The following is a 22,454-nucleotide window of genomic DNA, read 5'->3' as shown; positions in this document are numbered from 1 at the left end:
GCGCGCCCAAGGGAGACGGGCATGCTCAAGCAAATCTACGTCATCGACCTGATCGTTCGCGATCTGGATGCTGCGGTTGCCTATGGCCGCAAGATCTTCGGGTGCGACCCCAAGGACACCTCGGGCGTAGGGCCGGGCGTTCAGGAGTTTCGCATGGCGCACTTCGTTGCGCCCGGAAACGGGGCAGGGGTGCATTCGGTGGGCTTCTTCCAGCTGACGGTGGACGATCCCCAGACCGAATCCGGCAAGGCCATGAAGGCCTTTCTCGATCGCAATGGCGAAGGCGTTGCCACCATCGGGTTCACGGTGGAGGATATCGACGAAGTGCAGCGCACGATGATCGAGCGGGGGCTGCGCTTCCGCCATGGCGAGCCGCAGGAATACCAGATGGGACGGGGCAACGAACTTGAACCGGCGCCGTTCGGCACGTCGTTCTGGTTCGCGCAGCACAACGCTGATGGTTATGCGACCTTCCTGGACTTGCCAGACCTGAAGGCCTGACGCCTGACCTGGAGCCAATAGAAAAGCGCCGGTCTCTTGCGAGACCGGCGCTTTTTCCTTGCGCTTGGGAGGGATCAGAAATCGTAGCGCAGGCGCACGCCGAACTGGCGGGGGACCGCAGCGCTGATGCCCCACAGACCCAGCGAATTGTAGGCGCCGAAGCCACCGTCAGAGATGGTGTTCTTCGTGACGTTGGTGACGAAGACCGACCCGCTCAGACCCTTCTGGCCCATGACCTCGTTCCAGTCGAGTCGGAGGTCGAGGTTGGAATAGGCCCGCTGCCTGTCCCATACCTGCGGCACCGGAGTGGCGGTCGTCACGAGCTTGTCCTGCCACGAATAATTGGCGGTCAGGGCGAGTTCGCCAGCACCTTCGACCGGCAGGCGCAGCGTACCGTAGAGGCTGACCTTGTATTTCGGATTGAACACGAAGGGCTGACCGCTCAGGTCCTGCGCAGGCTGCGGGCCGGGACCGTCCGGATCGTTGACGTAGTTGGTGTACTTGTTGTCGTTGTAGGAGGCAGCGCCGCCAACTTCGACAAAGCGGACGGGCGAGAGCATGAATTCGCCCTCGATGCCCTTGATGTCGGCCTTGGCGGCATTGAAGGTGCCGACGGCGAAGCGGCAGGTGGCGACGTTGCTGGGGTCGGTGCAGTTGGACTGCGTGGTCGAGACCTGGATGTCATTGTACTTGCCGAAGTACAGCGCGACGTTCGTGCGCGCACGGAACTCGCCCGATCCCCAGTCGGCCTTGAGGCCCAGTTCGTAGTTGGTCAGGCTTTCGGGCTGGAAGGTTTCGAAGCCTGCAGGGTTTCCGGTGTTGAAGCCGCCTGCCGAATAGCCCCGGCTGACCGTGAAGTAGGCCATGCGGCGGCGGTCGAACTGGTACTGTAGGCCGCCCTTGAAGGTGAACTTCTTGAACGTCTCGCCAAGGTTCAGATTGGTTTCCGGAACGGCTCCGATATCGGCGAGGTTGAGCAGGTTGGTGGGCGAGAGGCGGATCCAGACCGAGTTGGTCTGGGAAAGCTCGACGCGGTCGATCGTGTAGCGGACCCCGCCGGTGAGGCGCAGGCCGCGGTCATCGTCGCCGAAGTTGTAGGTACCCTCGGCAAAGACCGCGTTGGTGCGCGAGGTGCTGCGGTGGAGCAGCGAGCCGGTCAGGATGCCGAACGCATCGCTGAGATCGTTGTAAGCGACCTTGCCCGAGGTGCCCGCCTTGAACCACAGGTTGAAGGTGCCGGCCGTGAAATCGAAGCGATCGCCGATCTTGCCCTGCAGTTGCAGTTCTTCGCTGACCTGGCGATCGGCGCCCGGCGCCACCGTCGGTCCGACGTTGCTGTCGAAAATGGCAAGCGTCGTGCCGTCGGCATCGAAGCGCGAGAAGAACTTCGTGCGGTTGTAGCCGAAGATGTTGCGCAGCTTGAGGCTGTCGGAGAGATCGAGCGTGGTCTGGTTGACGATGTTGAGCAGGCGGCGGCGATCATCATTGCCGCCCTGGATGCCGGTGCCGACCAGATCGTAGGGTCCGCGCAGGTTCTGTTCTGCCACGATGGGACCGAGGCGAGGGAAGATGCCGGCGAAGGCCGGATTAGCGCGGAACGGCGTGAACGATGGGCGGTCACCCTTCGAGTCGAAGTAGTTCGCCACGAAGTAGTTCGCCAGGCCCTGGCCGGAATCGAAGTTCACCCCGAGGCGTGCGGTGACGTAGTCCTCATTGCCGTAGCGGCGGCCATTCGATCCGTCACGGACGTAGCCGCGCGACTTGTTGTAGGAGACGCCGCCGCGCACCTGCAGCTTGTCAGAGAGCGGCGCGTTGATCACCGCCTCGACGCCGGTGCGCGCATAATCACCCACCGTTCCCGACACATAACCGCCGAAGTCCTTTTCCGGTCGGCGCGGTTCGTTGAGGATGGCGCCGCCGTTGGTGGCCGTGCCGAACAGGGTGCCCTGCGGACCCTTCAGCACCTGGACGCTGGCGGGATCGAAATAGTAGGCGTTGCCGTCGAGCGTGGCAGGCACTTCGGCGAAATAGCCCTTCACGCCGGGAATGCCGCGCACGAACGGGAACTGCACTTCGCCGCGCTGGCAGCAGAACGAAACGCTCGGCACGCTGCGCACGAGATCCGAGACGTTGCGGATGTCGCGCTTTGCCAACTCCTGCCCGGAGATCGCGGTGATCGTCAGCGGGACGTCCTGCGCGCTCTCTTCCTTGCGGCGCGCTGTTACGATGATGTCGGCGATGGCCGGAGTTTCCTCCGCCTGCTCGGCCTGCGCCTGCTGGGCGAAGGCCGGAGCCGGAGAAAAACTTGCGACGGCGCTGGCGAGCAGCGCGGCCCTGAAGATCTGCATGATAACCCTCCCTGTCGACCTTTGTTGGTCTCAGGTAAGCGTTATCGCCAAATCCGTCGAATTTCAAGATATGGACTACGCAAAACAACAATCGTGAATCTCAAAGATTCGCTTTGCGTATCATTTCGGCATCAGGTGTCGCTCATTCCAGAGCGTACTTGCCGTGGGCAGTCAGGTTGCCGAACAGGTCATTGGTGATGAAGCGCTCGCTAAAGCGCCAGATTCCTTCGACTTTCGAAAAGCGGTCGGCATAGTCGCCGGTGATGATCGGCTGGAGCGGAACGCCGGGCGCGTCCTGCAGCACGAAGACTGCGCTGGTCGCGCGGGCCACGCCCGGCCCATCGGGCTCCACGATCAGGTTGCAGATCATGTGCCGCGTGCGGGGAATGCCCTCATAGAGCCTGACGAAATCCGCAAACATGCGCGTGATCTCTGCGGGATCGTCGACAACCGGATCGGGCCGCCCTTCGAAGTGCACGGTGGCGTGGGCGAAGAGCTGGCCGAGGCCTGTCAGATCGCCGCTGTCGAGGTGGCGCGGGTAGCGGTGCACCAGCGCCTGGATGGCGAGGTAATCGGTGATCGAAAAGTCATCCATGCGAAGCCTCGTATGTCCATGTCCAATGTCCGGGGGCAGGACCATCCTGAAACCCCAGTTGCTCGCGCACGTCTGCGACCTGCACGTCGATCCAGTCTTCCCAGCGCAGCATGAACAGCGGGAGCTTCTGCTTCGCGCCCAGAGCATGGCCCAGCGCAAAGCCTTCGATCATCGCCGGGGTGACCGTGGGATAATGACAGGCGGCGCGCATCAGGCTGGTCGATGCCAGGAACATCGGCTGGAACGACAGCATGTTGGCGAATTCGGGTTCGAAGTAATTGAACACGGCAACGGTGTTAGCGACGATCAGCGCGATCTCGCCAACCGGGCTCGTGTCGAGGCCGGTGACCATGTGTTCGATATCGTGGTTCTGGACGCGGCGCTTGATCAGGTAGGCAAAGTCGTCAGCAGGCTCGCCACGGAACATGAAGTCGATGTCCATGCCGCTGGTCACGATGAAATCGTGGATCAGCGCCCCGACCGTGCCGGGCGCGCAATGGGCCACCTTCTCAGGCGTCCAGTCCGACGTGAAGCGTTCGTCGAGCCACCGGGCGAAGTCCGGCAGACGCTCGCGCTCGGCCGCAAGCAGGGCATGGAGGCGCGGATAGTCCATTTCCTCGGAGACGGCGCGATTGACCTCGGGGATCAGGTAGGCAGCCGGCAGATCGTATCCGTCGCGCTTGAGACCCATCTGCGCATAGACATCGCGAAAGCGCGGATTGTTGAGATAGCGCGAGGTGCTGATCAGGACCGAGCCTGCCAGAGGCTCGGCAGAGCCTTTGAGATAGGCCGCTTCCTCTCCCGTGATCTCCATGACTCAGGCCTCCGGCACATAGATGTCTGAATAGAAAGCGAAGTCCTGCATCAGCGCTTCGCGGTCGACGCCATAGTCGGCCAGATCGTATTTGTGCGACGGACGGCTGTCGCGCTTGTTGCCGCCGAGCCAAGTCTGCCAGGCAGCAACGTCGGCGTCGTCAGCAGTGATGCCGGCAGCGGCAAATATCGCCTGCGCGCTGCCGACAGGGTCGGTCAGGAGATCGCGATACTGGATGTCGAAGAAGCGTTCGGGCCGGGCCTCGCGAACCGGGATCATGTCGAGGAGATTGCGCCGCAAGCGGCGGGTCCAGTGGGCGGCCTGTTCCTTCGACAGGTCGGCATCGGTGTTGCCGCTGGTGAGCGAGGCGACCATCGAATAATAGCTGCCCATCACGTGATCGACGCGCCGGTGGGTCATCGCGATGATCGCACCCGGGAACGTGTCGAGCGTGGTGCTGACTGCGGTCAGGTGGTGGGGCGCCTTGAGAATCCACTTGCGCCCGCGCCGCGACGGATCCTGCCACTGCAGGATCTTGAGCCATTCGAGCAGTTCGCCATAGGCGGCGGTCTGGTCGGCATCGAGCAGCCATTCGCCGTATCTGGGCAGGTAGAGCATCGCTTCGGGAATGTTGGAAATGAACGACTGCTCGATCAGGGGCAGTTCCTCGTCATGGGCAAAGGCATCCATCGGGTGGATCGATTCGAAGCCCGCCGAGGCTGCGACCAGATCGTCCGAAAGCTGCTTTGCATCGGCCTTGCGCGCGGCAATGTCGGCGGCACCGCTGGTGTCGCGCGGCAACGGAAAGATGGTCTCCCACCAGACCATGGCCGTCGCCTTGGGACTGGCGGCAAGCAGGCGCTGGAGCATGGTGCTGCCGGTGCGGGGCAGGCCGACGATGATCACGCCGACATCGACCTGCTCGTCGAGGATTTCAGGATGGCGCTTGACCAGATCCACCCGGCGCAGGCGATTTTCGAGCGCATTGACGATCCGCGCGGCGTGCGTGCTGGCGCCAGCCTCGTTAAGTTGCGCCTCGTCCCGCATCGAGCGCAGGAGTACATCGAGAGGTTCGCGGAAGTGATCGGGGCCGAGATCGGCGAGGCCCGTCGAGGCGCGGGCGCGGCTGATCAGCGCATCGGCATCGAGCTGGTCAAGAAAACGCATAACGTGTAAAATCCTCTCAAAAACCTTGTTTTGCGTAATTATCTATGGATTAAGGCGACGCAATATGCAATGCCCATGTGCATGCAAACAAACGGCGGATGCCGTGATGAGAGGAGACGAGACGTGTCATATCCACGCGAGGAAGTCGAAGCTGCGATCCAGGGCCTTCGCGAGGCCTTCGTCGAGGCCGAACGCCGCAACCACTGGGCGTGGATTGCCGATGAGTTCTATCACGAGAACGCCACCTACTATTGCCCCTATGGCGGTTCGATGCCGGTCTTTGCGCGCAACCGCGACGAGATCCGCGCCACGCACTATGGCCGCGACATGGACGTCGGCTCTGGCTGGGCGGGGTGGAGTTTCCCGATCCTCGAATTCGCAGTCAACGGTGACCGCATCTTCAGCCGCTGGGTCAATCGCGGGCCGGGCAAGCGGCCGGACGGTTCGTTCTATGAAACTGAAGGCGTCAGCTTCATCACTTATGGCGGCGACGGCAAATTCAGCTCGCAGCTCGACCTGTTCGACATCGGTCACCAGATGAAGCTGTGTGACGAGCTGAAGGAAGCGGGCCTGCTTGATCCCGTGCTGGAGCGCGACTGGGTGGCCCCGATGAAGCGCCGCATCATCGACAGCATGAACCAGGGCATTGCCCCCGCCGCGCAGGCATCGGCTCCCGGCGAAACGCACTGAACCGAGCGCCGGGGGCAGATCGAGCCCCCGGCCATTTCAACCGAGGCGGAACGCCTGCGCCAGCACGGACGCGAGTTCAGGATCGTCTGCCAACTTGCCCGCAACGCGTTTGGCGATTTGCGATGCGACGGGCCATTCGTTGGCGCTGTCCTCGTGGTCCCGCATCGTGAAGGCTCCGGCGGCAGGGGTGCCGGTGATCGCCCGCAGCGCCATTGCGCGCACTTCGAACGGTGCTGCGCCCTTGAGTGCCGCAAAGATCTGCGTGTCTTCGCCCACCAGCGTGCGGAACGGGAGTCTGGGCGCCTCGAGCAGCTCCGCAATCGCCGCAACAGCCAGAGCCGGATCGCGACCCCAGGCATCAAGCTCGCCAAGGCTCGGTCCCGCCGCTTCCAGCCATGCCGCATAGGCACTGCCTTCGGGCATGGCGAACTGGACATTGCTGGCAAAGGGCGTGCGGTGCGCGCCGGGTTGGACCACTCCCACCTCGATGCCGTAGGGTGCGACTTCCATCGCCAGCCCCTCGGCCCAGCCCTCAAGCGCCCATTTCGATGCGGCATAGAGCGACAGCATCGGATGGGGCGTGTTTACCGCATTGCTGGTTACGGTGAGAATTCGGCCGCATTGCGCCGCGCGCATGGCAGGGAGCACGGCGCGGGTAACGGCCAGCGTGCCGAAGAAGTTGGTCTCCATCTGCGCGCGGACATCGGTATCGGTCATCTCCTCGAAGGAAGCGATGACCGAGAAGCCGGCGTTATTGAGCAGCGCGTCAAGCCTGCCGCCCGTCTGTTCGAGAGCGCAAGCCACCCCTGACGCGACCGAAGCCGCATCCGTCACATCGATCTGAACCGGCACCACATTGCCTGCACAACCGGCCTCGCGCGCGCGGTCGACCAGAGGCGCTGCCTTGGCGGGATTGCGCATGGAGGCAAATACCGTCCAGCCCTTCGCCGCCATGGCCAATGCCACGTCCGCGCCGAAGCCGGTCGAAGCACCGGTTACCAGAAGCGTCTGGCTCATGGCTTTGCGTCCAGCATGTCCTGCACGGCGAGCATGCCGAAGGTCATGGCCGGGGCAAGCGTGGAGCCTGCTCCGGGATAGGAGGGGCCCATGACCGAGGCGGCGGTATTGCCGATGGCATAGAGGCCCGCAATGGGCTGGCCTGCGGTATCGAGCACGCGCGCGGCCTCGTCGGTCGCCAGACCACCCTTGGTGCCGATATCGCCGGGATAGACCTCCAGCGCGTAGAACGGCGGCTGGTCGAGCGGGGCAAGGTTCGGGTTGGGCTGGACCGACTGGTCGCCATAGTAGCGGTCATAGGGTGCCGAGCCGCGTCCGAAATCCTCGTCCACCCCCGTCTTCGCGAAGTGGTTGACGCGCGCGATGGTGCGTTCGAGCCGTTCCAGATCAACGCCGATCTTGCGGGCGAGGCCTGCGACGGTCGAGGCCTTGCGCCACGCCTTGCGGGCGGCGGACGATTGCAGGAAATCGGGCAGGAGGGGAATGATCGGACCCATCGGATACTTCTTGCGGAAGCGGGCATCGAGGATGATCCACGATGGGATCGACCGCGCATCGGGACGGTCGGCATCGATCATGGCCTTGCCCGCGATATCGTAGCTCCGCGCCTCGTTCATGTAGCGCTCGCCCGCCTGATTGACGATGATGCAGCCGGGAAGGGCGCGCTCGTAGAACAGCGGCCGCGCGGTGTCCTCGCCCGGTACACGGACGGTGGGTGCCCACCATGCCTCGTCCATCAGATCGGTGGCGGCACCGATGCGCATGCCGGCCTGAATGGCATCGCCGGTGTTGTTCTCCTGACTTGCCGAGAATGTCTCGCGGCTGTCGCCGGGCAGGTACTGGTCGCGCATCGCCTGGTTGCGCTCGAAGCCACCTGCGCCAAGGATCACGCCATTGAGCGTGCGGATGCGCAGGTGCTGGCCATCGCGGGCAACGATTGCGCCTTCGATGGCGCCGTCCGGGCCGCGCAGCAGTTCGACAAGGGCGGTGCGCAGCCACAGTTCGCCGCCGCTGCGGTTGAGCGCATTCTTGAGGTGGGCGGCGATCGCCGAACCAAAGACGATGAAGCGGCTGCGCGGGCTTTTCAGGCGCTGCGCGATGTCGCCGTAATAGCGCCAGAGCACGCGCGCCATCGTGCCTTTCCAGCCCGGGCCGCGCGTGATCATCGGGGCGGATTCCATGATCGTCCACGGGATCTTGCCGAAGAGCATGGCCGACTTGTGCGTAGTGCGCAGCGTGGCGAAATCCTCGGGCGACAGGTCATCGGCGTGGATCGTGTTGCAGGCGTGGCTGCGGTAGCCCATCTTGCCGCCGGGCTTTTCGGCCTGATAGTCGGTATAGGGAATGGCGGTGAAGCGCAGGTCCGACCGCGCTTCGATCTCGCGCTTCATCACGCGGGCGTTTTCGACGAAGGCCCGGATGCGGCCATCGGCCACGGTGTTGCCGACCAGTTCCTTGATATAGGTGAAGGCCTCGTCCGGGCTGTCCTGCTGGCCCTGCTCTAGCGCGGAATCGCTGGCCGGAATCCACACGCCGCCGCCCGATGTCGCGCTCGTACCGCCGTAAAGATCGCTCTTCTCGACGATCAGCGTCCGTGCCCCGCGATCCGATGCGAACAGCGCCGACGCCATCGCTCCGGCACCCGATCCGACGACCAGAACGTCCACTTCCTTGTCCCACTGCGCTGCGGTCACCGAACCGGTCATGCGCCGATCTCCGACAGGGCTTCGTTGCGGAAGCCCAGCCCGAAGGCTTCGATGATCGGCAGCGGATTGACGTATTCGCGCCAGTAGACGACGAGATCACCCTCGAACCGCAGAATGCCAAGATACTTGTTGGCGTAGGGGCGACCGGACGAGCGCAGCACCGTGCCGGAATGGTATTCCACCAGCATCATGTTGGGATCGGCCATGTCGTAGAAGCGGTCGATCTTGTGATGGTAGCCGTCGCAATCGGCCATCCCGGCGCGCGATGCGGCGATGAAATTGTCCCGGCCGATCATGCGCTCGGGGAAGTCGGCAATGGGCAGGTAGGGCCAGTCGAACTCGGCATCGGGATGAACGCCGGTGGCGAAGGTGGCGAAATCCTTTTCGCCATAGGCGGTTATCAGGCGCGTGAACTGGGCTTTCAGGTGCGCGCGGCGGCTGGCCTCGTCGGTCATGCAATCTCTCCGTTATCGGGAGCGATTGTCGGCAGACAGGGGTGAATGTCAACGCAAAACGTCAATATCTATGTATAAAGCGACGCTTTGCGTAATCACTTGACGATGTTGGTGGTGCGGAAGTCGTGCTTTATGAGCTTGTGGGTCAGCTCGTAGTGAATCCGCGCGATGCCCGGGATCGTGTCGATTCGGTTGTGCAGGTATTCGACCAGCTGGCTGGAATCGCGGACCCAGGTGATGGCCATGAGGTCGGCACGGCCCAGCAGCGAGGTGACATAGGTGATCTGGGGCTCGGCCACGAGCGCGTCGATCACCGGCCGTGCCGGGTAGTTGGCATCAAGTTCGATCCACAGATAGGCGATCACGGGATCGATCATGTGGTCGTAATTGGTGATCGCGACGACCTGGATGGCGTTCTCGTCGGTCAGCCGCTTGAGGCGCACGCGGATCGTGCCTTCGGTGACGCCCAGCTCGCGCGCGAGTTCGCGATTGCTGACACGGGCATCGCTCGAGAGGCGTTCGAGAATGCGCTGGTCGAGAGAGTTGAGCTCAATCGGCTTCATCGAAACGGCCCCACGGCTGAATGTACTTGTAAACCTTCATCGCCAGCGCCGATTCCAGCGAGACAATGCCTTCGATGGCCGGAATGACGTCGGTCAGCTGGTGATCGAGATCGTCCATCGTCTTGGCAATGACCTGGATTTCGAGGTCGTTGCGACCGATTACGGAGAGGACCGAGAGGACCTGCTCCAGCTTCAGCAGGTCTGCGCAGACATCCTCGAGCGACCGGCCCCTGATGCGCACGCCGACTAGCGCCGTGAACGGAAAGCCTATCGACGGAAGATCGAGCCGCGCGACCACGCGCATCGTCTGCGATTGTTCGAGACGGCGGATGCGGGCGCGGACGGTCGCCTCGTTGAGGCCGACTTCGCGCGCGAGATCGCGGACCGCCATGCGTCCATCGACCCGCAGCAGGGCGATGATGGCTTCGTCGTGTTCGTCTAGCCGCACTTTGGAAATGGCCGGTGCTCCCTCTGCTTGGCCTAGCGCTATGCGATGCCTGTTGGAGAATCAACATGGCACGGGTGGCTTCTGCGGGTGATGAAATACGCAAAATGATAAATCCATATCGAAAACATCGTTTTTGCGTGTCGACATTGCTCATCATCCCTGCGATTTATTGCCCACAGGATAAGGAAGTGGGAGATTCTGAGCGTGCTGGCCGAAAAGATCGTGATCGTGACGGGCATTGGCCCGGGTTTGGGACGTACCATTGCCGTCGAGGCGGCGCGGTCGGGTGCGAACGTGGCGATGGTATCGCGGACCGACGCGATCATGGCGGAAGTGGCCGAGGAGATTGCCGCTCTGGGCCGGGAGTCGATCAGGATCTGTGCCGATATCACGTCGCAGGACGATTGTGACCGGGCCGCAGCGGAGACGGTTGCTGCGTTCGGACGCATCGACGGACTGGTCAACAGCGCCTATTTTCCGGGCGCCCTGGCCCCGGTGCTCGATCTTGACCTCGATGCGCTGTCACGCGCCTTCGAGGTGACGGTCATGGGGATGATCCGGATGATCCGCGCCGTCGTGCCGCACATGGAAGCCCGCGGCGGGGGCTCGGTCGTCAATGTCGGCAGCCAGGTGGCGCGCAAGGTCGTGGCCAATCAGGGCGGCTATGCGGCGACCAAGGCGGCGCAGGCCTCGCTGACGCGCTATCTGGCGGCAGAACTGGGCGCGAAAGGCATCCGCTTCAACACGCCCGCCATCGGCTGGACGATGAGCGCGCCCGCGCGGGCATGGCTGGAAAGCGAGGCTGCGCGTGGCGGGCCGAGCGTCGCCGAAGCCGAGGCGGATATTGCCGCGACCATGGCGCTGGGCCGGGTGCCGAGCGATGCCGAATGCGCCAAGGGCATTCTGGTCTTTCTCTCGGACACGCTCTCGGCAGTCACCGGCGCAACGCTGGACATCAACGGGGGCGATTACCTGCCGCTGTGAGGACATGCGCGGGGGGGCGCCAAGCCCCCCCGAACGCTGGGCGTCACACGCGTTCGACGCGCAGGCGCGGGATGGGGTGGCTTGCCGCACGGACCCAGCGGAGCAGCAGGTGGCCTTCGCCATGGCCATGGGTGGTCAGCCAGTTGGGTTCGCTCGGGTCCGTGGCGGACAGGACGATGCGCACGCTGCCGTCGGCTTCGCGCACCGCGTTTCCGGCATTGATGCAGGCGGGCACGTAGCGATAGTCGAGCGATTCCATCCACCAGTTGTCGACCTGGATGTTCCAGTGTTCGCAATCCGGCACGTCGGTTTCGATCACGAGGCGTTCGTCGGGTGCCAGCTTCCAGTAGCCGTGAACATAGAAGATCGCCGGATCGCCGCCCGCCTGGTGGAACATGTCCTGGCCCCAATCGCGCATTTCGTTGGGGTAGGGCATGAACATCGCCGTCCAGTTGGCGAACATGCGCGTGGCGTTCACGACAAAGTCGCCCGCAGCCATCATCCGCCGCTCGATGGCCTGAGGGTCGGTCGGTGGGGGAAAGGCAGGACCTTGGCTGACGCGCTCTATCGCGAAGCGGGCGGGTGTTTCGGCCGGGCGATGGAGGAACGTCTGCCGCACCTGCAGAATGTTGGAATCGGGCGCGAGCGGCAGCCAGGGGACATCGCCTTCAGGCCTGGTCGCGCTGGCGATCATGGTGAAATCGCCGTTGGCATCGGCGCCGAACGCTTCCTTCTGAAGCTCTCCGGTGGAGGCCATGGTGCCGTCGATGGCGTAGCGGTTGGCCTTGGACCCGATCGACAGGTAATGGATCGTGCCGATGTTGCCTGTCAGGCGGTATGTCCGGTCACCCAGAATGGTGGCCGAAAGATAGAGGTTGTCGGGGTTGTCGCCGCCGAGCTTGGCAGTTTCATGGCTGGGCAGGACGAAGGACGGAAAATCGGGATCGCCGCCTTCGAGGTACATCTCGAGGCCGAGCCTGACGATGCGGCTGAGGTAGCGCGCGCCTTCGGCCTGATCGAGCAGGGACAGGGGCGCACCTTGCGCGCCAAGCGTTGCCTGGGCTTCGCCGATGCGGCGGGTGAAGCGGTCCCACAAGTCGGCGCCGAAAACGGTCACAATCTCTCTCCCTGAAATGTGCGGCGCAGGACGGCGTAACGGTCTTCCATCGTCCTGCGGGTGACGCTGGCATCGGCTGCCAGTTCGAAGCCATGGTAGCCGCCGGCGTAGACATGCAGATCGACGGGGACGCCTGCGCGGGCCAGTCGCCGGGCGTATGCGATGTCCTCGTCGAGAAAGAGATCGAGCGAACCGACCGCGATATAGGCCGGGGCCAATCCTTCGAGGTCGTCGGCACGGGCGGCGGCAATGTAGCCGCGCCTGTCTTGCTCGACATCTTCGCTTCCGATGCGCAGCGCCCATGCTGCTGCATTGGCCTCGGCCGTCCAGACGAACTCGCCGCAATGGGGATGGTCTCCCTGCGTCCGATCGTCGAGCATCGGGCAGATCAGCATCTGCATGGCGAGCGCAATCGTGCCTCTGTCGCGCAACATCAGGGCCAGCGATGCGGCAAGGCCGCCGCCGGCGCTCTCGCCCCCGATGGCGATCCGCGAAGCATCGATGCCGTGGCTTTGCGCATTCTCGACAAGCCAGCAAAGCGCGCGATAGCAGTCCTCTACCGGCTGCTGGCCGGTCACTTCGGGTGAAAGGCGATAGTCCACCGATGCCACTATGCAGCCGACCTCCCGCGCCAGCGCGATGTTGGTCGGCGAGGACATGATCGCGTTGCCAAGGACGAAGCCGCCGCCGTGGATGTGGAAATACAATGGCAGGTGGCCCGTCTGGCCGACCGGTCGGTGGAGGATGATGTTTAGCTCCGGTCCGGCGGTGGACGCCGGAACCGAGATCTGCTGGAGGACTATGTCGTCGCAGGCCATCGCTTCGGGCGCCGCTGCAAAGCCATCCATCGTTGCCCGCAGGTGCTCAAGGCCCGGTCCGGTGATATCGAAAGTCGGGAACAGCGCCAAGGCGGACAGTAGCTCCGGGTCAACGAGGTGGCGTGTATCCATGCTCCGGTTCAGCCGGTGATCTGCCCGCCATCCAGCACCAGGACGGTGCCGGTGGCATAGCGAGCTTCGTCACTCGCGAGATAGGCGATGGCCGCTGCCACTTCCTCGGGCGTGCAGGCGGGACGGTCGGTCAGCTTGGGCATGTTGCGCCCTGCGGCTTCTGCGAAGATCGCCGGATCGACGCCGCCGCCTGCGGTCGATTTCTCGTGCATGGGCGTGGCGACACCGCCGGGCGCCACGGCGTTGACGCGCACACCGTAGCGGGCAAACTCAAGGCTGGCCGCTTGCGTGACGGCAATGACTCCGGCCTTGCTGACGCCATATGCCGACGTGCCATAAACCGGATGCAGGCCGCCTGCCGAGGCGACGCTGACGATATTGCCCTTGCTCTGCTTGAGGTGGCCGATTGCAGCCTGAATCAAGTAGAATGGGCCGGACAGGTTGATGTCGAGCGTGCGCTGCCAGACTTCGGGCGAGGTTTCCTCGAACCGGCCCCACGCCATGATCCCTGCGACATTGAGCAGGATATCAATGCCGCCCAGCGCGCCTGCGGCAGCATCGACGAGCCTGGCTGCGGCGGCGGGATCGCGGGCGTCATAGGCGAAGGCGACACCGCCAAGTGGGTCAGCCACGGCGCTCGCGCCTGCAAGATCGACATCGCCGATGGCCAGCCGCGCGCCTTCGGCGGCGAAGCGCTCGGCTGTGGCACGACCGATGCCGGACGCGCCGCCAGTGAGCAGCACGCGCTTTCCGGTGAAACGAGAGGTCATGGCAGGATAGTCCTTTCGACAAGATCGCCGCGATTGCGCAGCGCGACAAAGGCCGCAGCGGCAAGGAGTATGATGGCAAAGACGATGAATGCGCCGGACAGGCCGCCGACGCGGCGCAGGACGTCAAACGCCAGCGGGTTCAGGAACTGTCCGGCGTTGAGGGCGCTGACGATGACGCCCATGGCCAGTGCATGGACGAATGGCGGCGCCTTGCGGAAGATCAGCGAGGCGATGGCTGGCTCCGACATGCCCGCGCCGATGCCGACGAGGCAGCACCCGGCAAAGACCTGCCAGGTTTGCGATGCCAGCCCGATGATCAGGATGCCAATGCCCATCGAGGCGGCATCGATCACGAGGAATCCGTGGAGTCCGATGCGGCTGCGCAAGTATCCGAAAGACCAGGCGGTGACCATCGCGACGATCGACGTGGCGGCAATCACCGTGCCGATCATCTGCGCGCTGCCCATGCCGCGCTCAGCCAGCAGGAATCCGGCCTGGATTGCAGGCGTGAACATGCCGAGCGTGAGAAGGATCAGCAGCAGGTAATAGGGCCAGACGCGTGCGAGTTCCGCCAGAGCGCCCTTCTCTCCCCTTGTGTGCACTTCGCGCGGAACGTTGCGGATGACCAGGAAGGCGATCAGCAGCGTGGGGATGCCGAGCAGATAGAGGGCAAATGGCGCCTGCCATCCGCCGATGTCGACCAGCAAGCCGCCGAAGACGAGCGCAAGCGCCGCGAGCAGCGACGACAGCGAGGTGGCCCAGCCCAGCACCTTTTCACGGGCATGGCCGGAGAAGTGATCGCCGATCAGTCCGAGGCTCGACGTCAGCACACCCCCGCCGGCGATGCCCAGCAGCAGCCGCAAGGCGAGCAGCGCCGTTTCGCTGGTGATGGCCAGAACGCCTGCGCCGCCAATCACGTAGAGTACGAGCGAGCCCAGCAGGACCGCGCGCTGGCCGATACGATTGCCCAGCATCCCTGCCAGCGGCGCGGCGAGGATCAACATTGCCGCAGGCAGCGTCATCACGATCTGCGAGAACAGTTCGCTACCCGCGCTCTGCCCGAAATGCGCGGCCATGGCGACAAGCGCGGGCGCCGCAGCCATCGGGATGAGCGCGACGAGCGCAGGTCCTGCAACGCAGACGGCAGCGACCAGACCGCCGCCGTTGCGGTCAGCAGCCTGTGGGGCGGCCACGGTCATATCGTCCGGGTGGCCAGGGCTGCATCGCGCATAGCGCCTTCGATGTACCCGACGCCCGTGCAATCGCCGATGGCGTGGACCGGCAGGCCAGCGGCCTTCATCTGGTCGGCAAGGCTTTCGTCCCCGGTGGCTCCCATCGCGACGATGACGGTATCGGCGCGCAAGGTGCGCTCCTGTCCGTGGGCGTTGCTGTAGGTGACGGTGTGATCGCCAATGTGGAAGTTGCCGGTCTCGGTCAGCATCGCGACGCCAAGGTCGTGGCAATCGTCAACCGCGCGGAAACGGCGGACGAGTGGGATGCCCTTGCCGACGCGCGGCGATTCCTCGAGCACGGTCACCTTGCGGCCGCGATGGGCGAGGAATTCGGCCAGTTCCAGTCCGACCAGTTCACCGCCGATGACGACGACATGCTCGCCCAGCGGCATCCACGCCTTCGAACCGAGGCGGAGCAGCGGCAGGCGCTTGGTCAGGCCGGTCATCTTGCCCAGCTTAATCGCAAGGCGCGTGCCCGCGCCGGTCTTGGCAGCGAGCGTATCAAGGTTCTGGCCGAGGACCAGATTGCGCATGTCATCGCCCGAGAACACGAAGTCGCGATCGGCTCCGGGAATGGGCGGCATGTCGCGCCGGGCACCGGTGGCGACGATCACTTCATCGGCTTGGAGCGAACGGGCAAGATCGGGCGTGGCGCGTGTGTTCAGGCGGACATCGATATCGCGCGAGGCGACTTCGCGCTTGAGCCAGTCGACGATGCGCTGGTTCGGGGCATAGGCAACCGAGGCGAATTGCGCCGTGCCGCCAAGACGGTCGGTCGCCTCGCACAAGATGACCTTGTGCCCCTTGTCGGCCAGATCGCGCGCGGCCGCCATGCCGCCGGGGCCTCCGCCCACGACGAGCACGGTCTTGCGACGCGGCGAAGGAAGCTGCTGGCGATCGGTCTCGTGTCCGGTGAGCGGGTTGACGGCGCACATGATGTGGCTCGAATTGAAGATCGCGCTGATGCAGGTGTAGCAATAGACGCAGGGGCGCACGGCATCGGGCTTGCCCGCGGCAAGCTTGTTGGGCAGTTCGGGATCGGCAAGGAGCTTGCGGCCCATCGTGACGAAATCGAGCTTGCCCTGCGCGATGAAGCGGTCGGCGTCTTCAGGCTCGATCCGGCCCGGGCAGATCACCGGGATCGAAACGGCGGCCTTGATCGCTTCGGCGTTGCTGACAAAGCCGTTGCGCATGTCTGTGGCGTGGCCGGTCGAATAGGTCCGTCCGTAATTGCCATCGCCGTGTGCAGAAACATGGATGGCGTCGAGCCCCGCTTCCTCGGCGAGGCGGGCCACGGTGACGGCATCCTGCAGCGTGATGCCATAGTCCATCAGGAATTCCTGACTGTCGAACCGCATCCACACCGGATAGTCGGGACCCACGGCGGCACGCACGGCGCGGATTGTCTTGATCAGCAGGCGCGCGCGGTTCTCGACCGAGCCGCCGTAGGCATCGGTGCGATGGTTGTAGGCGGGCGATAGGAACGTCGAGAAAATGTAGCCATGGCCTGCGTGGATCTCCACCGCATCGATCCCGGCCCGCACGGCCCGATCGGCTGCGCGGGCGAAGAGATCGACGATGTGCTCGATGCCCGCCTCGTCCAGCGAATTGTACTGCACCTCGCCCATCTTGGCGTAAGGTTCGAAGAACTTGGCCTGCTCCTCGGGCAGCATGACGTCGAGGAAATCGCCGGAGTCCTTGGATGCAGGGGGGGGATTGGGGCAGGCGACCGGACGTCCGTCGAGCATGTCGGTCATCGCGACGAGGCCGCCGTGATGGAGCTGGACGCAGAGTTTTGCACCATGGTCATGCACTTCGTCGGCCAGCTGCTTCAGGCCGGGGAGGAAACGGTCGTCGCTGATCGCTTCCTGCCGCCAGTTGCTTGCCCCTTCGGGAAAGCCGACCGAGACCGAGCCCATGGTGACCAGCGCAGCGCCGCCCTTCGCGCGTGCCACGTAGTAGGTCCGCAAACGGTCGCCGACCGAGCCGTCCTCTTCCGCCAGATTGGATCCCATAGGCGAGAAGAAGATGCGGTTCCTGAGCTCGAGCTGGTTGATTCGGCCCGGGCTCAGGAGGTGGCGGTAACTGCGTTGACTCATGACAGGAATAGCCTCGACATCGTTCTCTCCCGCGCGGTGCGGATGTGTTTTGCGATGACATATCGAGGTCTGGCGCCTTTCTCAATCATAAAGCGCAGAGATGGGCGACAAATTGTTACGCAAAATGTAGTCTGTGTTGACAGATTTGACGGAATGCGTATTCCCGAAGTGGATGAGGACGGCGCGAAGGCCGTCCCGTGATCGCAAGCTGGGAGAGAGAAGATGGCTGCGCCTGAGTCTGCGCTGCTGGAGCAGATGTTCCATCGCATGGCGATATCGCGCGCCATCGAGCGATTGATGCTGCGCCATACGCGCGAGGAGCGCTTTTCCGGCTGGTGGCATCCCGGCGAAGGGCAGGAGGCGGCTCCCATCGGCGCGACAGCTGCGCTGCGCCATGATGACTACGTCTGGTATCAGGGCCGGGGCTGCGCCTGGGCCATCGGCAAGGGCATGGACCCGCTGCCGATCCTGGGAGACCTTCTTGGCAAGATGAACGGGGCGACCCGTGGCAAGGGCGGCGGCGTTCCGCACTGGGCGGACTACAGCCTTGGCATCATGGGCGAGGGTGCAACGCTCGGCTCGGTCTATCCGCTCGCGGCGGGCTCGGCGCTAGCGTCGAAGATCCGCAAGGACGGCCGGGTCAGCATTGCCGACTTCGGAGACGGCACGGCTTCGCGCGGGACGTTCCATGAAACCATGATGCATGCAGTGGCGTGGAAGCTGCCGCTGATCTATTTCTGCGAGAACAACGGACTGCTGGTGGGCACGCGCACCGAACAGGTTTCGGCGAGCGCGGATATCGCGAACCTCGCCAAGGGCTATGGCATTCCCGGCGTGGTGGTGGACGGGCAGGACGCCATCGCGGTCTATGAAGCGACCAGTGAAGCGGCGGCGCGGGCCCGGGCGGGGGAAGGCCCCACGCTGATCGAGGCCAAGGTGACCCGCAAGCATGGCCACTATGCCGGCGATCCCCAGCACTATCGCGATCCGGACTACCTGAAGGACTACCGTGACCCGGTGGACATCCTTGCGGCGCAGCTTTCCGGCAATGCCGCCGCGCGCATCATCGAGCAGGCCGACGCCGAAGTTGCCGATGCTTACGAGGCCGCAAAGGCGGCGCCCGATGCCGACGTGTCTGTCATCGAGAGGGATCTCTACCATGTCGCATGAGGTGATGGGCTACAACGCGGCGATGGGGCTGGGCCTTGTCGAGGAAATGCGCCGCGACGACAGCATTTTCATCATGGGCCAGGGCGTCGTCACCGGCGGCTGGTTCGGGATGGAGAAAGGCCTCGTCGACGAATTCGGTGCGGACCGCGTGCTCGATTGCGGCATTGCCGAAGCCTTCGAGGCCGGCCTTGCGGCAGGCGCGGCGATTGCGGGCATGAAGCCGGTGATCAACATGGGCTTCGGCGATTTTGCTCTCATCGCGGGAGACGAGATCTACCACAAGCTGGCCAAGTGGCGTTACATGCACGGGCTCGACGTGCCGATGACCGCCGTCATCATCTTCCCCATCGGGGCGATGGGCGGCGCGGGGCCGGAGCATTCGTCCTGCACCGAAGTGCTGGGCATGCATTTCCCTGGACTCAAGGTCGTGGTTCCTTCGACAGCGGAGGATGCCAAGGGTCTGATGAAGGCCGCTCTGCGCGAACCGAACCCGGTCCTGTTCCATTCGGTGCAAGGGCTCGGTTGGACGCGGTCAGACGTGCCACTTGATCCCGATTTCGTCGTGCCTATCGGCAAGGCGGCAACGCGCCGGGCAGGGCAGGATCTCACCATCCTGACATACGGTTCCATGGTGCCGCGCGCGCTGGAAGCGGCGGAGCGGTTGGCGGGTGAGGGCATTGACGCGGAAGTCGTCGATCTGCGGACCCTTGTCCCGCTCGATTGGGACCACGTACTTGAATCGGTGACCCGCACGCATCGCGCGATGGTCGTGCATGAGGCTTTCCGGACTGCGGGGCCGGGTGCGGAAATCGCCGCGCAGATCGTGGAGCGGGCGTTCTTCGATCTCGAAGCGCCTGTACTCAGGCTTGGAGCCAAGGACTTTCCGCTTTGCCAGATCGCCGAGCTTGAACAGGCGGCAATTCCCTCCGTCGATGCCATCGCCGCGGAAGCGCGTCGACTGGCCGCGATCTGAAGGTGCGCGCCATGTTGAATGACCTTTGCATTCCTCGCATGGGCTCGGTCGAGAACGCGCGCCTGCTGGGCTGGCGCGTGGCCGAAGGCGAAACGTTCGAAGCTGGGCAAATCCTCTACGAAGTCGAGACCGACAAGACCACCGTCGAGGTCGAGGCGGATGCGGCGGGGATCCTGGCAAAACGTACGGCCAGCGAAGGCGAGGAGTTCAAGGTCGGCGACAAGGTCGGCCTCTGGGCCGCGCCGGGCACCACGCCCACGGCCATCGCCAAGACGCTCGGGCAAGACGCCGCGCTGAAAGACGTCGCTGCGGAACCGGCAGCGCAACAGCCGACGAACGTCGTGGTTGCTCCGGCGATTGGTGCATTTGTTTCCACCGATGTCCGGCCACTGCCGCGGTCTGCGGCCGGAGGACGGAAAGTCTCGCCTCTGGCCCGGCGGCTCGCCGCGCAGTTCGGTGTCGATCTGGCCCAGGTCAACGGGACAGGCCTTGGCGGAAAGATCGGTGGCAGCGACGTGCTGGCCGCGCGCGATGCAGGTCAGGTGAAAGCGCCGCTCGCTGCTCCGGCGATGCAGCCGCCGCCTGCCGTTTCTGCACCGGTCGCCGAGGACGGCGAGCTTGTGCCGCACACCGTGCGCCGTCGCACGATTGCCCAGCGCATGTCGCTTGCCGGGTCGATCCCGACGCTGACGGCGGACATGGAGATCGACCTTGGCGCGCTGATGGCGTTTCGCAAGTCGCCGCAGGGAGCGGGGACATCCGTTCTTGGCCTGATCGCGCACGCGGCAACCTCGGCGCTAATGGAGCATCCCCGTCTCAACGCGCACTGGCGCGATGATGCGATGGTGGCGTTCCGTTCGGTGCACCTCGGCATAGCGGTGGATGCGGCGGACGGGTTGGTCGTTCCCGTCATCCGCCATGCCGAACGTCTCAGCCCGCTTGGACTAACAGAGGCCATCGCCAACCTTGCCGCCAGAGCGCGGGCAGGGCAGTTGCGCCCCGAGGAAATGGAAGGGGGCTCCTTCACGATCTCCAACCCCGGCTCGATCGGTCCGGTCATCCGGGCCGAGGCACTGCTCAATCCGCCGCAGGTAGCCCTGCTGGGCCTGCCCGGAATCGTTCGCACGCCGGTTGCTGTTCGCCATGGTGACGATTGGGCGATGGCGGTCAGGCCGGTAATCCGCGCATCGCTATCCTTCGATCACCGTGCGATTGATGGCGGCCCGGTCATCCGTTTCCTCAGCACTCTCAAGTCCCGGATTGAATCGCTATGACTGCAAAGCGTCGTTTCATCGTGATCGGTGCCGGGATGTCCGGCATTCTGGCGGCTATCCGGCTGAAGGAGGCGGGGCAGACCGATTTCGTGGTCTATGAAAAGGGCAGTTCGATCGGCGGGACCTGGCGCGAGAACCGCTATCCCGGTCTGACCTGCGACGTGCCTGCGCATTGCTACACCTACAGCTTTGCGCCCCATGCCGACTGGAGCGCGTTCTATGCGCCCGGCCCCGAGATCAAGGCCTACTTCGAAAAGGTGATCGACGATTTCGCGGTGCGCGATTTCATCCGGCTGAACCACGAAGTCACCGCCTGCGAATGGGACGGTTCGCGCTGGCAGGTGACCTTGGCCGACGGAACGCGCGACAGCGCCGACATCGTTATCGCGGCCTCTGGCGTGCTCCACCACATCAACGATCCGGCGATTCCGGGCAAGGAAAGCTTCGCTGGCGCGATGTTCCACTCCGCGCGCTGGGACGATAGCGTGGCGCTGGAAGGGAAGCGGATCGGGATTATTGGCAACGGTTCGACCGGCGTCCAGATCGTGACGGCACTGGCCGATGTGGCCTCGACCCTCGTTCATTTCCAGCGGTCTCCGCAATGGGTGATGCCTGTCCAGCAGTTTGCCTATTCGGACGAAGATCGCGCCGCCTTTCGTGCCGATCCCGGCCGGATCGATGCGATCCGGTTCGGAGATGATTACTGGAACGGAATCCGCCGCTTCAATTCGGCCATCGTCGATCCCGACAGCCCGGCGATGCGCGAGATCGAGGAGCTTTGCAGCCGCAACCTCGAGGAATCGGTGCGCGACGCGGCGCTTCGGGAGAAGCTGCGCCCGAATTATCGGGCAGCCTGCAAGCGGCTGATCTATTCGTGGAGCTATTACGACGCCGTGCAGAAGGCCAATGTCGACGTTGAAGTAGGGCAAATTGACCGGATCGAACCGGATGGCATCCGGATGAAGGATGGTACTTTCCATCCGCTCGACGTGATTGTCCTGGCCACAGGCTTCCGCGCCGACCGTTTCATCCGACCGACGACTGTGAAGGGTGCCAGCGGGGCCGACCTTGACGACTTCTGGAAGGAGCGCCCGACCGCGCACTATGCGGTGACGTTGCCCGGCTTTCCCAACTTCTTCATGCTCAACGGGCCAACCGGTCCGGTCGGCAACTTCTCACTGATAGATATCGCCGAGAGGCAATGGGACTATCTGGCGCAGTTAATGGAGCCGATTCTGCGTGGCGAAGCACGGACGGTCGAGCCTACAGCCGAAGCCCATGCCGACTACGACCGCCGCCGGACCGAAGCGGCACGGCAGACGATCTTCGGCTCGGGCTGCACCAGTTGGTATCTCGACAAGGACGGCGTGCCGCTGACCTGGCCATGGAGCTATGACGCATTTGCCGAGGCCATGGCGCGGCCTGTGCCTGAGGAGTACCGCTGGGCCTGACGCCCTGCACGGCTCTGTCGACATCGGCCATGACCAAAGGCGCACTGCGCGCGTCTGACTGCTGGTGACGCCGAATCTTCTTTCATGAATTCGCCGGGGTTCAGCGCCGGTCCTCCGACGGCTGAACCCA

Annotated in this window: 21 protein-coding genes; 7 read left to right on the top strand and 14 right to left on the bottom strand. The window is 64.1% G+C overall.

Translation table 11 applies throughout. From position 1 onward, the window contains the following. The first annotated feature begins 21 nt into the window (after positions 1-21). A complete protein-coding gene (locus tag ACZ1JW_RS18160; RefSeq protein WP_465143040.1) occupies positions 22-501 on the top strand; it encodes a VOC family protein in 480 nt (159 codons plus the stop codon). Positions 502-575: 74 nt separating this feature from the next. Here ACZ1JW_RS18160 and ACZ1JW_RS18155 read toward each other — a convergent pair whose 3' ends face one another. The 4 genes from ACZ1JW_RS18155 to ACZ1JW_RS18140 all read right to left on the bottom strand — a co-directional run bounded on the left by ACZ1JW_RS18155 (position 576) and on the right by ACZ1JW_RS18140 (position 5,425). Next, positions 576-2,849, bottom strand: coding sequence for a TonB-dependent receptor (locus ACZ1JW_RS18155; protein WP_465143039.1), 2,274 nt, complete (start codon positions 2,847-2,849; stop codon positions 576-578). A gap of 142 nt (positions 2,850-2,991) precedes the next feature. Next, positions 2,992-3,444 carry a nuclear transport factor 2 family protein gene (locus ACZ1JW_RS18150; RefSeq protein WP_465126697.1) on the bottom strand — a complete coding sequence of 151 codons (453 nt, stop codon included), beginning with the start codon at positions 3,442-3,444 and terminating at the stop codon, positions 2,992-2,994. Next, positions 3,437-4,258: a Coq4 family protein gene (locus ACZ1JW_RS18145; protein WP_465143038.1), complete on the bottom strand. Its 822-nt coding sequence runs from the start codon at positions 4,256-4,258 to the stop codon at positions 3,437-3,439. The genes ACZ1JW_RS18150 and ACZ1JW_RS18145 overlap by 8 nt, the downstream gene beginning before the upstream one ends. A gap of 3 nt (positions 4,259-4,261) precedes the next feature. After that, positions 4,262-5,425, bottom strand: coding sequence for a sulfotransferase family protein (locus tag ACZ1JW_RS18140; RefSeq protein ID WP_465143037.1), 1,164 nt, complete (start codon positions 5,423-5,425; stop codon positions 4,262-4,264). A gap of 123 nt (positions 5,426-5,548) precedes the next feature. On the opposite strand from ACZ1JW_RS18140, the gene ACZ1JW_RS18135 reads away from it, so the two are divergent. Next, positions 5,549-6,115 (top strand): nuclear transport factor 2 family protein, encoded by a 567-nt coding sequence (locus ACZ1JW_RS18135; RefSeq protein ID WP_196276605.1) that lies wholly within the window; start codon positions 5,549-5,551, stop codon positions 6,113-6,115. A 36-nt stretch (positions 6,116-6,151) separates the two neighbouring features. Here the strand turns inward: ACZ1JW_RS18135 and ACZ1JW_RS18130 are convergent, their stop codons facing one another. From ACZ1JW_RS18130 to ACZ1JW_RS18110, 5 genes are all read right to left on the bottom strand, one after another. Further along, positions 6,152-7,132, bottom strand: coding sequence for an SDR family oxidoreductase (locus ACZ1JW_RS18130; protein ID WP_465143036.1), 981 nt, complete (start codon positions 7,130-7,132; stop codon positions 6,152-6,154). Continuing rightward, positions 7,129-8,838 carry an FAD-binding protein gene (locus ACZ1JW_RS18125; protein WP_465143035.1) on the bottom strand — a complete coding sequence of 570 codons (1,710 nt, stop codon included), beginning with the start codon at positions 8,836-8,838 and terminating at the stop codon, positions 7,129-7,131. The genes ACZ1JW_RS18130 and ACZ1JW_RS18125 overlap by 4 nt, the downstream gene beginning before the upstream one ends. Then, positions 8,835-9,293 (bottom strand): nuclear transport factor 2 family protein, encoded by a 459-nt coding sequence (locus ACZ1JW_RS18120; RefSeq protein ID WP_465126691.1) that lies wholly within the window; start codon positions 9,291-9,293, stop codon positions 8,835-8,837. The genes ACZ1JW_RS18125 and ACZ1JW_RS18120 overlap by 4 nt, the downstream gene beginning before the upstream one ends. 95 nt (positions 9,294-9,388) lie before the next feature. Further along, positions 9,389-9,856 (bottom strand): Lrp/AsnC family transcriptional regulator, encoded by a 468-nt coding sequence (locus ACZ1JW_RS18115; protein WP_465126690.1) that lies wholly within the window; start codon positions 9,854-9,856, stop codon positions 9,389-9,391. Beyond that, entirely contained in the window at positions 9,843-10,304 is a 462-nt protein-coding gene (locus ACZ1JW_RS18110; protein WP_343071083.1) for an Lrp/AsnC family transcriptional regulator, read from the bottom strand. The genes ACZ1JW_RS18115 and ACZ1JW_RS18110 overlap by 14 nt, the downstream gene beginning before the upstream one ends. 204 nt (positions 10,305-10,508) lie before the next feature. On the opposite strand from ACZ1JW_RS18110, the gene ACZ1JW_RS18105 reads away from it, so the two are divergent. Next, positions 10,509-11,288 (top strand): SDR family oxidoreductase, encoded by a 780-nt coding sequence (locus ACZ1JW_RS18105; protein ID WP_465143034.1) that lies wholly within the window; start codon positions 10,509-10,511, stop codon positions 11,286-11,288. Between the two features lie 43 nt (positions 11,289-11,331). On the opposite strand, the gene ACZ1JW_RS18100 is transcribed toward ACZ1JW_RS18105, so the two are convergent. The 5 genes from ACZ1JW_RS18100 to ACZ1JW_RS18080 are packed head-to-tail and all read right to left on the bottom strand — an operon-like array spanning position 11,332 to position 17,372. Then, positions 11,332-12,405, bottom strand: coding sequence for a DUF1214 domain-containing protein (locus ACZ1JW_RS18100; protein ID WP_465143033.1), 1,074 nt, complete (start codon positions 12,403-12,405; stop codon positions 11,332-11,334). Then, complete coding sequence (locus ACZ1JW_RS18095; RefSeq protein ID WP_465143032.1) at positions 12,402-13,355, bottom strand: alpha/beta hydrolase; 954 nt, start codon at positions 13,353-13,355, stop codon at positions 12,402-12,404. Before ACZ1JW_RS18095 ends, ACZ1JW_RS18100 begins: the two co-directional genes overlap by 4 nt. Positions 13,356-13,363: 8 nt before the next feature. Further along, the gene (locus ACZ1JW_RS18090; protein ID WP_465126685.1) at positions 13,364-14,125 is read right to left on the bottom strand and encodes an SDR family NAD(P)-dependent oxidoreductase; all 762 of its coding nucleotides are present in this window, start codon (positions 14,123-14,125) and stop codon (positions 13,364-13,366) included. Beyond that, positions 14,122-15,324, bottom strand: coding sequence for an MFS transporter (locus tag ACZ1JW_RS18085; RefSeq protein WP_465143031.1), 1,203 nt, complete (start codon positions 15,322-15,324; stop codon positions 14,122-14,124). The genes ACZ1JW_RS18090 and ACZ1JW_RS18085 overlap by 4 nt, the downstream gene beginning before the upstream one ends. Next, on the bottom strand, positions 15,321-17,372 hold the full coding sequence (locus ACZ1JW_RS18080; RefSeq protein ID WP_465143030.1) for an oxidoreductase: 2,052 nt from the start codon (positions 17,370-17,372) through the stop codon (positions 15,321-15,323). Before ACZ1JW_RS18080 ends, ACZ1JW_RS18085 begins: the two co-directional genes overlap by 4 nt. Before the next feature lie 306 nt (positions 17,373-17,678). Between ACZ1JW_RS18080 and ACZ1JW_RS18075 the strand changes: the two genes are divergently transcribed. The 4 genes from ACZ1JW_RS18075 to ACZ1JW_RS18060 are packed head-to-tail and all read left to right on the top strand — an operon-like array spanning position 17,679 to position 22,324. Continuing rightward, positions 17,679-18,626, top strand: coding sequence for a thiamine pyrophosphate-dependent dehydrogenase E1 component subunit alpha (locus ACZ1JW_RS18075; RefSeq protein WP_465126682.1), 948 nt, complete (start codon positions 17,679-17,681; stop codon positions 18,624-18,626). Next, positions 18,616-19,599, top strand: coding sequence for an alpha-ketoacid dehydrogenase subunit beta (locus tag ACZ1JW_RS18070; RefSeq protein WP_465143029.1), 984 nt, complete (start codon positions 18,616-18,618; stop codon positions 19,597-19,599). The genes ACZ1JW_RS18075 and ACZ1JW_RS18070 overlap by 11 nt, the downstream gene beginning before the upstream one ends. Positions 19,600-19,610: 11 nt before the next feature. After that, the gene (locus tag ACZ1JW_RS18065; protein ID WP_465143028.1) at positions 19,611-20,873 is read left to right on the top strand and encodes a dihydrolipoamide acetyltransferase family protein; all 1,263 of its coding nucleotides are present in this window, start codon (positions 19,611-19,613) and stop codon (positions 20,871-20,873) included. After that, a complete protein-coding gene (locus ACZ1JW_RS18060; RefSeq protein ID WP_465143027.1) occupies positions 20,870-22,324 on the top strand; it encodes a flavin-containing monooxygenase in 1,455 nt (484 codons plus the stop codon). The genes ACZ1JW_RS18065 and ACZ1JW_RS18060 overlap by 4 nt, the downstream gene beginning before the upstream one ends. The last annotated feature ends 130 nt before the right edge of the window (positions 22,325-22,454 follow it).

The organism is Novosphingobium sp. BL-A-28-Hi1-0D (assembly GCF_055521755.1).
Note: the sequence above shows the minus strand (reverse complement) of the source record. Positions and strands in the feature narration are given on the sequence as shown.